Annotated in this window: 11 protein-coding genes; 6 read left to right on the top strand and 5 right to left on the bottom strand. The window is 61.0% G+C overall.

Annotation, left to right across the window (positions count from 1 at the left end):
- Positions 1 to 73 precede the first annotated feature (73 nt).
- Both AC2FLO_RS16360 and AC2FLO_RS16355 read right to left on the bottom strand, forming a co-directional pair.
- On the bottom strand, positions 74 to 1,261 hold the full coding sequence (locus tag AC2FLO_RS16360) for an aspartate aminotransferase family protein (RefSeq protein WP_496753011.1): 1,188 nt from the start codon (positions 1,259 to 1,261) through the stop codon (positions 74 to 76).
- Positions 1,262 to 1,503: 242 nt separating this feature from the next.
- The gene (locus tag AC2FLO_RS16355) at positions 1,504 to 1,764 is read right to left on the bottom strand and encodes a zinc ribbon domain-containing protein (protein WP_496753012.1); all 261 of its coding nucleotides are present in this window, start codon (positions 1,762 to 1,764) and stop codon (positions 1,504 to 1,506) included.
- A gap of 74 nt (positions 1,765 to 1,838) precedes the next feature.
- Here AC2FLO_RS16355 and AC2FLO_RS16350 point away from each other — a divergent pair, with 74 nt between their 5' ends.
- The 3 genes from AC2FLO_RS16350 to AC2FLO_RS16340 all read left to right on the top strand — a co-directional run bounded on the left by AC2FLO_RS16350 (position 1,839) and on the right by AC2FLO_RS16340 (position 4,483).
- A complete protein-coding gene (locus AC2FLO_RS16350) occupies positions 1,839 to 2,204 on the top strand; it encodes a MerR family transcriptional regulator (RefSeq protein WP_480586237.1) in 366 nt (121 codons plus the stop codon).
- 52 nt (positions 2,205 to 2,256) lie between these two features.
- Positions 2,257 to 3,141: a DMT family transporter gene (locus AC2FLO_RS16345; protein WP_496753013.1), complete on the top strand. Its 885-nt coding sequence runs from the start codon at positions 2,257 to 2,259 to the stop codon at positions 3,139 to 3,141.
- A 106-nt stretch (positions 3,142 to 3,247) separates the two neighbouring features.
- On the top strand, positions 3,248 to 4,483 hold the full coding sequence (locus tag AC2FLO_RS16340) for an MFS transporter (protein ID WP_496753136.1): 1,236 nt from the start codon (positions 3,248 to 3,250) through the stop codon (positions 4,481 to 4,483).
- Here AC2FLO_RS16340 and AC2FLO_RS16335 read toward each other — a convergent pair.
- The gene (locus AC2FLO_RS16335; RefSeq protein WP_496753014.1) at positions 4,480 to 5,283 is read right to left on the bottom strand and encodes an ABC transporter permease; all 804 of its coding nucleotides are present in this window, start codon (positions 5,281 to 5,283) and stop codon (positions 4,480 to 4,482) included. The two genes, AC2FLO_RS16340 and AC2FLO_RS16335, sit on opposite strands and share 4 nt — an antisense overlap.
- A 126-nt stretch (positions 5,284 to 5,409) precedes the next feature.
- On the opposite strand from AC2FLO_RS16335, the gene AC2FLO_RS16330 reads away from it, so the two are divergent.
- Together AC2FLO_RS16330 and AC2FLO_RS16325 are read left to right on the top strand one after the other, a co-directional pair.
- Positions 5,410 to 5,979: a GcrA family cell cycle regulator gene (locus tag AC2FLO_RS16330; protein ID WP_267363457.1), complete on the top strand. Its 570-nt coding sequence runs from the start codon at positions 5,410 to 5,412 to the stop codon at positions 5,977 to 5,979.
- A 315-nt stretch (positions 5,980 to 6,294) separates the two neighbouring features.
- The gene (locus tag AC2FLO_RS16325; protein ID WP_496753015.1) at positions 6,295 to 8,142 is read left to right on the top strand and encodes an amidohydrolase; all 1,848 of its coding nucleotides are present in this window, start codon (positions 6,295 to 6,297) and stop codon (positions 8,140 to 8,142) included.
- A gap of 87 nt (positions 8,143 to 8,229) precedes the next feature.
- Here AC2FLO_RS16325 and AC2FLO_RS16320 read toward each other — a convergent pair whose 3' ends face one another.
- Both AC2FLO_RS16320 and AC2FLO_RS16315 read right to left on the bottom strand, forming a co-directional pair.
- Positions 8,230 to 9,306, bottom strand: a complete 1,077-nt coding sequence (locus AC2FLO_RS16320) for a T6SS phospholipase effector Tle1-like catalytic domain-containing protein (protein WP_267363459.1) — start codon at positions 9,304 to 9,306, stop codon at positions 8,230 to 8,232.
- Positions 9,284 to 11,575, bottom strand: a complete 2,292-nt coding sequence (locus tag AC2FLO_RS16315; RefSeq protein ID WP_496753016.1) for a xanthine dehydrogenase family protein molybdopterin-binding subunit — start codon at positions 11,573 to 11,575, stop codon at positions 9,284 to 9,286. The genes AC2FLO_RS16320 and AC2FLO_RS16315 overlap by 23 nt, the downstream gene beginning before the upstream one ends.
- A gap of 164 nt (positions 11,576 to 11,739) precedes the next feature.
- Between AC2FLO_RS16315 and AC2FLO_RS16310 the strand changes: the two genes are divergently transcribed.
- A complete protein-coding gene (locus AC2FLO_RS16310; RefSeq protein WP_496753017.1) occupies positions 11,740 to 12,639 on the top strand; it encodes a phytanoyl-CoA dioxygenase family protein in 900 nt (299 codons plus the stop codon).
- The last annotated feature ends 33 nt before the right edge of the window (positions 12,640 to 12,672 follow it).

The following is a 12,672-nucleotide window of genomic DNA, read 5'->3' as shown; positions in this document are numbered from 1 at the left end:
CGCTTCGCTTTTGGCTGGTCGGGCGGTGGGGGCCAGCCCCCACACCCCCGGAGTATTTGGGAAAAGATGAAGCTCAGGCAGTTGCGAGCTGGGTTTCGATCTGATTGGCGGCCTTTTCGAGGCGGATCACGGCCTGGGCGATGTCATCCTCGGTCAGGGTCAGGGGGGGCAGCAGGCGGATGACGTTGTCGGCGGCGGGGACGGTGATGACCAGATTGTCATAGCCCGCATTGACCACATCTATATTTGGCGCCTTGCATTTCAGGCCGAGCATCAGGCCCGATCCGCGCACCTCTTCGAAGACCTCGGGGTGATCGGCGACCAGGCCTTCGAGTTTCTGGCGCAACAGGCCAGCCTTGCGGTTGACACCTTCGAGAAAGGCGGGTGTGGCGACCTGATCGATCACCGCACAGCCCACGGCGCAGCCCAGCGGGTTGCCGCCATAGGTGGAGCCATGCGTGCCTGCGGTCATACCGGACGCCGCATCTTCGGTTGCCAGCACAGCGCCGAGGGGGAAACCACCGCCGATGCCTTTGGCGACCATCATGATATCCGGGGTGATCCCGGCCCATTCATGGGCGAAGAGCCTGCCGGTCCGACCGACGCCGCATTGCACCTCGTCCAGGATCAGCAGCAGACCGTGTTCGTCGCAAATGGCACGCAGGGCCTTGAGTTCGGCATCGGGTACGGGGCGGATGCCACCCTCGCCCTGAATCGGTTCGATCAGGATGGCTGCGGTATTTTCCGTGATGGCGTCGGTGACACCGTCGAGATCGCCAAAGGTGACGTGGACAAAGCCCGGCAAAAGCGGGCCAAAGCCTTTGGTCATCTTCTCGGAGCCGGCCGCTGCGATGCCCGCCGACGACCGGCCATGGAAGGAACCATCGAAGGTGATGATCTCAACCCGTTCGGGCTGGTCTTTGTCATAGAAATACTTGCGGGCCATTTTCACGGCCAGTTCACAGGCTTCGGTACCGGAATTCGTAAAGAATACCGTATCCGCAAAGGTGTGTTCGACCAGCTTATCTGCCAGTGCCTGCTGTTGCGGGATGTTGTAGAGGTTCGAGACATGCCACAGCGCATGGGCCTGTTCCGTCAGTGCGGCCACCAGCGCCGGATGGGCGTGGCCCAGCGCGTTCACCGCGATCCCTGCGCCGAGGTCCAGAAAACGTCGGCCATCCGCCTCGGTCAGCCAGGCGCCTTCGCCCTTTACAAATGACAGGGGCGCGCGGTTATAGGTCGGCAGAACGGACGGGATCATGGGATCATCCTTTTCGGGTCGTTTGAGCCTCGTGAGTGATACACGAAGGCCCGGTTCGTCAACAGATTTGGTGAGATTTGTGCCAATTTGGCAGGCACATGGGATCAAACAGGCCGATTACGCAGAGAGGCGTCGGCGTCGGAGCAGCTGGATATGTGCGCGTTTGATCATGGCCGCTCTATAGACGTGAAAAGACAGCCTGAAAACCCTATTATTGCCGCAGGGTCAAAATTGCCGCCGGATCATCCCGCCGAGCGCCAGCGGTCGAGCTTGCCCATACCGCGGGTGAAAGCCCAAGCAAGGATGCGGGGCATGCCTTTTGCGACGAGGGCATCGACGCAATGAGACTGAAACTCTTCCAGCGAAGCGTCGGAGTGGCGGAACGCACCGTTTTCGTAACACAGCGAGCAGTAACGCGTGCTGCGCCCGCCGTCAGCTTGGGACCCGCCGCCCTGAGGATCTTTTGACAGCGGCATGCCGCAACTTTGGCATTTGGGACCCATGATGCTTGTCCTTGCAGAGAATGACTGTCTGACATAGGATCAAAACCATGGAGTTGAGTCAACGGTTTTGAAACATGCGGATCGGGGAACTTGCGCGGCGCAGCGGGCTGAGCCGCGACACGCTGAGGTTTTATGAACGGCAGGGGTTGATCCGGTCAGGCCCGGGTCCGGACAACACCAACAGCTACCGCGACTATCCCGAAGACGCGCTGATCACGCTGGAGCAAGTTGCCGATGCACAGGCGGCAGGCATCAGCATTGCAGAACTGGTCATGTTGCTGGGGCAGTTGGAAGCCGCCGATCCCGACAGCTTTGACGGCGAGGCGTTTTTGCAGGACCGGATTGACGAGGTCGAAGCACGGATTGTGCGTGCGGAGCGGTTTCTGGACAGCCTCAAACAAGCCAAGGCGGCGCTGGCGGCCGCTCCGGTTTTGCGCTGAGCGCTGAATTGCGTCTTGCCAAGGCCCCCGTTTTTGCGCACCGCTTTCGCCCATGTTCACCCCGAAGGCGCAAAATCCTGCTTTGGCCGCAGGGCTGATTTTTGTCGCGACCGCCTTTATCGCGGCGACGACGCTGTTGGCCAAGGCCTTGGGGACGGATACACTCGGGCCTCCCTTGCACGCGATGCAGATCAGTCACGGACGGTTTCTGTTTGCTCTGCTTGCCATCCTGTCGGCAGTCGCAGTGTTTCGTCCCCGGCTAGGGCGGCCCCATTGGGGGCTGCATGTCGGGCGAACCAGCTTTGGCTGGGCCGGAGTGACGTTGATGTTCGCGTCCGTTGCGTTCATTCCGATGGCGGATGCGACGGCGATCTCCTTTCTGAACCCGGTCTTTGGCATGGTCCTGGCCATTCCGCTATTGGGGGAACGCGTCGGCCCGTGGCGCTGGCTGGCGGCGGCCGTGGCCCTTGTGGGTGCGGTAATCCTGCTGCGCCCGACACCTGCAAGTTTTCAGCCCGCCGCCCTTCTGGCGCTGGCTGCGGCGGCGTTTATCGGGATGGAGCTGATCTTTATCAAGAAACTGTCGGGGCGCGAGGCCCCGATCCAGATTCTGCTGATCAACAACACGATGGGGCTGGTGATCGCCACGGTCGCGGTCAGCTTTGTGTTTCACATGCCTACGCCACAGCAATGGGTTGCGCTGGTGGGGATCGGCCTGCTGATGGCCTGCGCGCAGGTTTGTTTCATCAACGGCATGGCACGTGCGGACGCGTCATTCGTGGCCCCGATCAGCTATGCCACACTGATTTTTGCCGCGCTGTACGATTTTGCGGTGTTTGATGTGATCCCTGACCGGATCAGCCTGATTGGTGCGATCACGATTCTGACCGGAGGGCTGATCCTGGTCTGGCGCGAGGCCGTAAACCGCCGGACCTGACAGAAAAAACCGCCCCTGCGGTTCAGGGGCGACCTTTGTGTCGCAAATCCCCATGAACGGCAGCTCGGCCGGCGCATTCTGGGCTGAGTTGATTTGCGAGTTTGTTATGCATGAACGCCGAATACCTGAATGGGTACGCCACGCGCCTGCCCCATCGGTGCGCGATTTCGGGATTCTGGCCGGAATCGAAGCCGTGGTGCGCGGTATTCTGATTTCGGTCTTTCCGCTGGCGATGTACCGGGCGCTGGGCGATGCCTCGTCCGTGTCATTCCTGTATTTCCTGATTGGCATCCTGTCCCTGCTGGTCGGGTTGATGGTGCCGCTCCTGATCCGTTTTGTACCGCGCAGATGGGCCTATTCCACCGGTTGCGTCATGTTCATCTGCGGTGCATCGCTGGCGATCGTGGGCAGCCCCGAGGCCGTGGTCGGCGCATTGGCCCTGAATACCATGGCCGCGGTTGTCACTTTCATCTGCTTCAACACCTATGTGCTGGATTACATCAGCAAGATCGAACTTGGCCGGTGCGAGACCAGCCGCATGTTCTACAGCGCTTTGGGATGGACGGGCGGCCCAATGGCCGGTGTTCTGCTGATGGAGCTTTGGCGCCCTGCCCCGTTTGTCATCAGTGCCGGAGCGGCGCTGGTCATGCTGGCGCAGTTCTGGCGCATGCGTCTGGGCAATGGCAAGCTGATCACCAAGGCTCGTGGTCCGGCCAACAACCCGTTGGCCTTTCTTCCCCGGTTCTTTGTACAACCCCGACTGGTTGCCGGATATCTGTTTGCAATGATCCGGTCCTGCGGGTGGTGGATATATGTGGTCTACATGCCCATTTTCGCCATCCAAAACGGGCTGGGAGAACAACTGGGCGGCATCCTTCTGTCATGCACTAACGCCATGCTGCTGGCCGCCCCGTTGATCCTGCGCTGGGTCCAGACGCGGTCGCTCAGGTCGGCTGTTCGCATCGGGTTTGCAGCCGCGGGAGGCTGCTTTTTCGCAGCCGGTCTGGTGGCGGGATGGCCGGTCGCCTCGGTCGCTGCACTGGTTCTGGGGTCTGTCTGGCTGATCGTTCTGGATATCTGCGCCGGATTGCCCTTCCTCATGGCCGTTAAACCGTCTGAGCGAACCGAGATGTCGGCGATTTATTCCAGTTACCGCGATGTCTCGGGCATTCTGACGCCCGGTGTTGCAGCTCTGGTCCTGCTGGCGGCACCGGTGGCCGGTGTGTTTGCGGCAGGCGGGATTGCCTTGTTCGGGGCATGGGCTGTCTCGGCCCGCTTGCATCCGCGGTTGGGTGAACCCAAGCCTGCCCTGCCGCCCGGTACGCTGGCAGAGACCGGTTAAGCCTTAAGCCGATAACCGGTGCGCAGCATCTGCCAGGTGATCAGCCCGATGGCCAGCGTGGCAAAACCACAAACTGCCATGCCCAACCACGGTGAGCTGTCGGACACACCGATCATGCCGTAACGCAGCCCATCGATCAGGTAGAAGACCGGGTTCAGATGGGTCAGACGGTTCAGGACAGGAGGCAGCGCCTCGACCGAGTAGAAGGTGCCCGACAGGAAAGCCAGAGGTGTGACGATGAAGTTGGTGATCGCGGCCATCTGATCGAACTTGTTTGCAAAGATCCCGGCAAACAGGCCCAGCGCGCCCATGAAGGCGCCCCCCAGAACAACAAAGATCAGTGCAATCAACGGGTGCTGGGGCGCGATGGACAGCAAAACCAGCAACGCAACCGATATCACCAGCGCGATCATCAGGCCACGGGCGATGCCACCGGCGAGATACCCCAGCAGGATCTCGAGCGGGGACAGCGGCGGCATCAGCGTGTCGACGATATTGCCCTGCACCTTGGCAATCACCATCGAAGAAGAGGTATTGGCAAAGGCGTTCTGGATCACCGTCATCATCAGGATTCCCGGTGCCAGAAAGACCACAAACGGCACGCCCATGACGTCAGGGCGGCTGGGCCCGATGGCGATGGTGAAGATCAGCAGGAACAGGCCAGCCGTGACCAGAGGCGCCAGAACGGTCTGAGTCCAGACCGAAAGAAAGCGCCGGGTTTCGCGCTGCGCCAGCGTGTAAAGCCCCATCCAGTTGACCGCCCCAAAGCTGCGTGCGGTCTGTTCTGCGGGATTCTGCATGCTTTGCCCTCAACCTGATTCGAAGACAGCTTGTAACTCGGGCTGCAGTGTTTAGAATAGGGGGCTGAGACGAATTCCCAAGGCGGCCCGAATCCGGGGCCGCTTTCCGCTTTTGAAAGGCTGACGATGTCCTGGACAGACGAGCGCGTAGAACTGCTGAAGAAGATGTGGGGCGAAGGCCAGTCGGCCAGCCAGATCGCCAAGGAACTGGGCGGCGTGACCCGTAACGCGGTGATTGGCAAGGTCCACCGCCTGGGCCTGTCCAACCGGACAGCAGGCGCAGCCCCGGCCAAGTCCGAACCGAAAGAGAAACCGGCGCCCGCGCCCAAGGCCGAAGCCAAGCCCAGACCCATGCCAAAGACAGAACCGGCGCGCCCGGCTGCTGCTGCCGAGGCGAAACCCGCCGTTCCGGCCCGCCGCCAGATCATCCCCGCCGGTCAGCCGCTGCCGCCACAGCCCTCGGCCAACGAGATCAGCCCCGAGGCGCTGGCCAAGGTCAACGAGATCGAGAAGAAAGCCAAGAAGCTGACGCTGATGGAACTGACCGAGAAGACCTGCAAGTGGCCCGTGGGCGACCCCGCGACCGAGGATTTCTGGTTCTGCGGCCTGCCGGTTGAGGCTGGCAAACCCTATTGCGAGGCGCATGTGGGCGTGGCCTTCCAACCCATGAGCTCGCGCCGCGACCGGCGGCGGTAATTGCGAACACCAGAACCTAAATCATGTCTATAGAACGTGAAAAGGGCGCAGGCGTTTCGCCACGCCTCTTGCCGGAAGCGTTGCATAGTCAAGACCGACGCAAGACGTAACGAGCTCTTACAAAGAAAACACCCTCGCTGAATGCTGCGAGGGTGTTTTAGTTCGGAGCGTCAACTTTGCGGACGAAGCTGCCTTTGACTTTCCAAATGATTATAGCGTTAACTCGTCGCCAATCGTCTGCCAAACTGCGGCGACCACCCTGCTGCGGTTTCTAGGCGCCACGTCAAATTGAGAAGTTACTGAGAGCCGATCCAAATGACCAAACATGTTTATGGATGCGCTTGTTGTAGCGCGGATTTCGGAAAGCTGTTTCGCTCGAATGTTGCTGTCGGCGACCTCAGGGAGAAGGCAGCATCGGGCGACGGCTGGTCCTGCAATTGGGGCTTTGATCTGGGCAGCCTCGGGCGGCGCGACTTCTTGAAAGGCGGTACGGCAGCGGCAGGCCTCGCGGCGATTGTGCCCGCACAGGTTCAAGCACAATCCAACACGACGATCGTCTTCACTGGAGGCACTATCCTGACCGTGGACGATAACTTCTCCGAGGCCGAAGCGATCGCCATCCGCGGCAACCGTATTCTGTCTGTCGGAACCGATGGCGAAGTCCGGGCCGTCGCCGGTGCAGATGCGCTTGTCGTCGATCTGGCCGGCAAGACCGTATTGCCCGGTTTTGTCGATCCGCACACCCATGTGATTGCCGGGTCCGTCGTTGACGCCGTGATGGAATATGTCGGGATGGCGCGGTTCGCCACGGTGGCTGAGGTTCTGGACCATATTGGCCAGCGGGTCGCCGAAACGCCCGCCGGGGAATGGCTCGTCTTTCGGAATTTCGATCCCGCGGTGCAGGAAGGTCTGGATGAACTGACCTTCGCCGACCTCGACCCGATCTCGACGGATCATCCGATCTTCGTCTTCAATGCCTCCGGGCACCTCGCGTATGCAAACTCGACAGCCTTCGAAGTTGCTGGAGTACCTGCAGACGTTGATAACCCGCCGGGTGCCGAGTTCGTCCGCGATGCCAACGGCAAACTGACCGGCGTCATGAAAAACAACGTATCCTTTCTACAAGTCCTCAGTGCGTACCCGGCGCTTGCCACGACGGACCCGGTAGACGCTGTCGTCGGCCTGCTGTCAAAGTGGAGCCAACATGGTCTCACAACAGTCAGTGAATTGAGTCTGGGTGGCCTTTCGCAGTCGCCTGTGGATACGCAGGTGCTCCTTGGCGCCGCCGCCTCTGGGCGGCTTCCGGCGCGCATCCGGGCTTATCCGTTCTATACCATCGGCGTAGAGGCGTGGGACGCAGCTGGTGTGGTCTCCGGCACCGGAAACGCCATCGCGCGCGTTGCGGGCTACAAGCTGGTGGCTGACGGCTCGAACCAAGGATATACTGGGCTTCAGCGAGAGCCCTACCTGAATTCCAACAGTCGTGGACTGGCTTACACTGCCCGTGAAGACCTGATCGACCTTGCCGTGGACAGAGCGACCAAGGGCTGGCAGCTCGCGATTCATGGCAACGGCGATGCTGCAATCGACAACGTGCTCGACGCCTGTGAGGCCGTCCGCGACGCGGGTGTCGACATGTCACGGGTTCGGGCGCGGATCGAGCATTGCTCGATCCTGCACGATGAACAGATTGCGCGTATGAAAGACCTTGGGGTTTCGGCCAGCTTTCTGATCGGGCACGTGCACTACTGGGGTGTTGCAATGCGCGATAAGGTCTTTGGTGAGGAAAAGGCGCAATTGCTCGACCGATGCAAGAGTGCCGAGGACGCTGGTGTTGGCTTTTCCTTGCATTCGGACTTCATGGTGACGGACCCTGTGCCGCTGCACATGATCGAGATGGCGGTCACTCGGAAAACATGGAAGGAGCCAGATTATGTTCTGGCCCCTCAGGAACGCATCTCAGTTGAATCGGCCATCCGGGCGGTCACATCCGAGGCTGCGTGGCAATTGTTCTCCGACCATGAGATCGGCAGTTTGGAGCCGGGCAAATTCGCCGACTTGGTGATCCTCGACAATGACCCTCGCGCTGTCGACCCGGACAGCCTTAAAGACATCAAAGTGGCCGAGACGTGGATGGACGGGCGGCAAGTCTACAAGGCCTAGGTTACATTGTAATTTGGGTCCTGCTTTGGGCTCGAACCTGACATTGAAGTGCCGGTGATCTTGGTGCCACTGGCACATGGTAGCCTTTCACTGCGCGGGATGTGTCGGCAGGTTCGGCATCGCCACCCAGCCCGGCAATTCATCCGGCGCGACCGAGACATGCAGGCGTTCCGACTGGTCCCGCCCGACCTTGCGGTGTTTGCGCAGCAGAAAGATCTTGCCCCAGCCGCGCCAGGTTCCAACCGATTGCGCATGGGCATCCGTCGGGAAACGGGTGCGCCAGCCTTCGGGCATCGGCAGCCCGTGCATCTCGGCCTTGTCCAGCATCCAGATCAACGAGATATTGCTGAGCGGCCGGGCCTCTTCATAACCGTTCAGCTGGCCGCCGATATCGCCGTGGGTGCCACGGAACCAGACCTGTTCCACATGGCCCTTGAACTCGGGCTTGCATCGCCACAGAACCGGCTCGAACACCTCGCGCGTTTCGTCGAGGGCCAGCGCGTGATAGCCATGGAGCGTTGCCGGGCCCAGCTGGTGGTTGTGAAAGGCATGGCGATCCTCGGCCCAGCGCCACAGCAGCGGCAGACGCAGGCCCAGCGCCTTGACCGTGTCCCAGACACCGACCATCTCGATCTTGACGTTGTCATGGCAGAACTTGCGGCGGAAATCGCGTGCGGCGGTGCCGCTGACATTGCATTCATAGTGGCGGTAGGCTTGCAGGATGTTCCGCTCGGTCGCGTGTTCGGCCTTGAGCAGGCCGATCATATCGATCACCCCAGCCAGGCTGCGCACGCCGTAGGCGCCACGGGAATAACCGATGAAATAAATGCGGTCACCGGGTTTGTAGCGGGACGCCAGATAGCCATAAGCGCGGCGGATCTGGCGGTTGATGCCCCGGCCCATCATCACGTCCATGGTGGATTTCCAGCTTTCCCACTGCACGCCCGACTCGTAGAACACCGACACCTTGCTGCCCATTTCGCAGCACAGGCGATAGGTCTGACCGGCATGGGTCTCGAACCCCGGTTCGAGGGTGGACATGGTGCCATCTAAAATAATGACGTGGCTGATCGGCTCGCGGTGCCGCGTTTCGGCGGAGTGCTCGGACCGTAAGGGCCGCCCGAGCCATCCCAGAACCTTCCTACTCAGCCGCGACAGTTTCATGCGTCAGCAATTCCCAAACTTTATGAGGTGTGAAAGGCATATCCGCCTGCCGCACCCCGTGATCCCAGAGCGCATCCTGAACCGCGTTCGCCACAGCGGCCAAAGCGCCCACCGTGCCGGCCTCGCCGCATCCTTTCATCCCCATCGGGTTGGAAGTTGACGGCACCGGCGCCGAGGTAAACTTTATCATGGGTACGTCCACAGCGCGGGGCAAGGCGTAATCCATAAACGATGCCGTGAGCAGCTGTCCGTGATCATCATGCACCACATGTTCCGACAGCGCCTGCCCGATGCCCTGAACCACCCCGCCATGCACCTGCCCTTCGGCCAGCATCGGGTTGATAAGATTTCCGAAATCATCAACCACGGTGTAGCGGTCCACACGGGTTTCGCCGGTGAAGGAATCGATCACAACCTCGGCAACATGCGCGCCGTTAGGATAGCTGCGGGCATCCAGTTGCGCGCGGGACTCATGCGTCAGCAAGTCCAATCGCCCGTCAGCGCGGGCCATGGCCGCGGCTTCGGTCAGGGTCGGCGTCAGGTTCGAGCCCGGCGCGCGGAATGTTTCATGGTCAAATCGCACATCACTGTCCTCGACCCCCATCTTATCGGCCAGATAAGGCGTGAATGCGGCGATCATTTTGTCAATGGTGGCGAGGGTCGCGGTACTTTGCACCGTCACCGAGCGCGAGCCGCCCGTTCCGCCGCCATGGCCAAGCCGGTCGGTATCCCCCTGAATGACGGTGATCCTGTCCATCGGAACGCCGGTCTGATCGGACAGGAACTGGGCATAAACCGTCTCGTGCCCCTGCCCGTTCGATTGTGTGCCGACATAAAGGTTCACAGTGCCATCCTCGCAAAACTCGACCTTCGAGTTCTCGGAAGGGTCGCCCAAAATACTTTCGATATAGTAACAAAGACCCTGCCCCCGGATCAGACCGCGTTCGGCATCGGCGGCCTTGCGGGCCTCGAACCCGCTGGTCTGGCTGGCCGCACGGCGCAGGACCATGTCGAAATCGCCGACATCATAGGTTTCACCCGTGGCAGAGGTGTAGGGGAAATCGCCGGGCCTGATGAAGTTTTTGCGCCGCAACTCCCACGGGTCAACGCCCAGTTCGCGTGCGGCGCGGTCCATCACGCGTTCCAGCACATAGATCGCCTCGGGGCGTCCGGCGCCGCGATAGGCGTCAACCTGTGTTGTCGTGGTATAGAACCCCTCGACCCGGAGATAGGTGGTCTGAACGTCATAGACCCCCATCAGCACCTTGCTGAACAGGCTTGTCTGGATCGCCTGCGCGAAATGGCTGTTATAGGCACCCAGGTTGACTTTGCTGTGGACGCGGTAGGCGGTGATCCGGTGGTCTGCATCAAAGGCCAGCTCGGCCAGCGAGGTCAGATCGCGGCCGTGGTGATCGGACAGCATTGCCTCGGACCGGTCGGACATCCAGTGCACAGGCTGGCACAGTTTCATCGCAGCCACGGCCACGCAGAAATATTCGGGATATGGCATCACCTTCATGCCGAACCCGCCCCCCACATCCGGGGTGGTGACACGGATCGCATCCGCATCGAGTTTCAGCTTTTGCGCCAGTTGTGCCTTCATCGCCCAGACACCCTGCCCGCCATAGGAAAAGTGCAGACGCCCGCCGGACCAGTCGGCCTGACAGCCCCGCGGCTCGAGCGAGCTGATGATGACGCGGTTGTCGTGCACGTTCAGCGACACGGTATGGGCGGCGGCCTGAAAGGCGGCCTTGGTCGCGGCCTCATCCCCCAGACCCCAATCAAACGCGCGATTGTCGGGCGCTTGCGGGTGCAGGGCCTCACCCCCCGCGTTCACGTCCAGCTTGGCGGGGCGTTCCCGGATGTCCATCCAGATCAGTTCGACCGCGTCCTGCGCCTGTACCAGCGTATCCGCGATGACAACGGCCACGGGTTCGCCCACAAAGCGCACACGGTCCTTGGCCAGCATATGCCGATCCGGCGCGGCAGAGCCGGTCCCGTCGCGGTTGGTCAAGGTTGCTGCATTCATCACCGTGTCGATGCCCGAGGCGGCAAGATCGTCCAGTGTCATGACCAGCCGCACCCCGTCAGCATCCCGCGCGGCCTCAAGATCCAGCGCTGTAATATCGCCATGGGCTACAGGGCTGCGGAAAAAAGCGGCAAACAGCGCATTGTCGGGCACGGCATCGTCCATATAGCGCCCCTGCCCGGTCAGGAACCGCTGATCCTCGGTCCGTTTGACGGGCTGGCTTTTGCCGAATTTTTCCATGGGATGCTCCTATCGCTGCCTTGATGGCGACACTAGTCCTGCGCCCGCTTATGTCCAGCGCCTTGCTTGAAAGCGCGTGGCGACACCGATGTCGTAAACAGGATTGCGGGGGCCGCAGAGGGATTCGTAGGCTGTTTGAAGATACAGCCTGCCGGAGGTTCCCCATGCCCGAACCCAACTCCCTGTCACAGGGCCGCCTGGACGCCCCATCGGTCGACGCGTATTGGCAAGACGGGTTTGCCTTTCCCATCACTGTCTTTTCGCCGGATGAGACCGCACAGTTCCGGGCCGAGCTGGAGCAGATCGAGAAGACCTGGCGCGTGGCTGACCTTCCGCTGCCGCTGAACATGTACAAACGCCTGAACGCCCATGTGGTGATGCCGCTGGTCGCCCGTATCGCACTGGATCCCAGGGTTCTGGACGTCGTCGAAGGAATACTGGGGCCGGATTTGCTGCTGTGGTCTGCGGAACTGTTCATCAAAGAGCCACGCACGACCCAGGTGGTGGGAATGCATCAGGACCTGACCTATTGGGGGATGGGCGAAACACCGGATCAGGTGACCGCGTGGATCGCATTGTCGCCTGCCACGGTTGCAAGCGGCTGCATGGACTTTGTCAGGGGTAGCCACAAAAACCCGATCCTGCCCCATAACGACACGTTTTCAGACAACAACCTGCTGTCGCGCGGGCAGGAGGTGGCTGTCGATGTGGCAGACGAGGACAGGACACATATCGAATTGCAGCCGGGTCAGATGTCGTTGCACCATGGCCTCACAATCCATGGCTCGGGGCCCAATATGTCGGACGATCGGCGGATCGGGCTGGCGATCCGGTATCTGAACCCGAACGCGCAGCAAAAAGTGGCGGATCGCGATTACGCGGTCTTGGCGCGGGGCGAAGACCGGGTGGGCAATTTCATCCTCATCAAACCACCGACCGAGTTGTTTTCGCCGCCAGCCTTGGTGCTTCATGCCCGCATCCGGGAGGATCAGGCCAAGGCGATGACACAAGGCGCGGCACAAAGCACGCACCTGTACGGAAACGAGGCGACCGGCACGGGGTGACTTCGGCAATCGTCGCCGCACAGGGCCTTCCCC

It is taken from the genome of Ruegeria sp. TASC047 (genome assembly GCF_059612445.1).
This window is presented reverse-complemented; position numbering and strand designations above follow the sequence as displayed.

Coding starts and splice junctions, on each gene's coding strand:
- AC2FLO_RS16360 (WP_496753011.1), bottom strand. CDS start 1,261: ATGATCCCGTCCGTTCTGCCGACCTATAACCGCGCGCCCCTGTCATTT.
- AC2FLO_RS16355 (WP_496753012.1), bottom strand. CDS start 1,764: ATGGGTCCCAAATGCCAAAGTTGCGGCATGCCGCTGTCAAAAGATCCT.
- AC2FLO_RS16350 (WP_480586237.1), top strand. CDS start 1,839: ATGCGGATCGGGGAACTTGCGCGGCGCAGCGGGCTGAGCCGCGACACG.
- AC2FLO_RS16345 (WP_496753013.1), top strand. CDS start 2,257: ATGTTCACCCCGAAGGCGCAAAATCCTGCTTTGGCCGCAGGGCTGATT.
- AC2FLO_RS16340 (WP_496753136.1), top strand. CDS start 3,248: ATGCATGAACGCCGAATACCTGAATGGGTACGCCACGCGCCTGCCCCA.
- AC2FLO_RS16335 (WP_496753014.1), bottom strand. CDS start 5,283: ATGCAGAATCCCGCAGAACAGACCGCACGCAGCTTTGGGGCGGTCAAC.
- AC2FLO_RS16330 (WP_267363457.1), top strand. CDS start 5,410: ATGTCCTGGACAGACGAGCGCGTAGAACTGCTGAAGAAGATGTGGGGC.
- AC2FLO_RS16325 (WP_496753015.1), top strand. CDS start 6,295: ATGACCAAACATGTTTATGGATGCGCTTGTTGTAGCGCGGATTTCGGA.
- AC2FLO_RS16320 (WP_267363459.1), bottom strand. CDS start 9,306: ATGAAACTGTCGCGGCTGAGTAGGAAGGTTCTGGGATGGCTCGGGCGG.
- AC2FLO_RS16315 (WP_496753016.1), bottom strand. CDS start 11,575: ATGGAAAAATTCGGCAAAAGCCAGCCCGTCAAACGGACCGAGGATCAG.
- AC2FLO_RS16310 (WP_496753017.1), top strand. CDS start 11,740: ATGCCCGAACCCAACTCCCTGTCACAGGGCCGCCTGGACGCCCCATCG.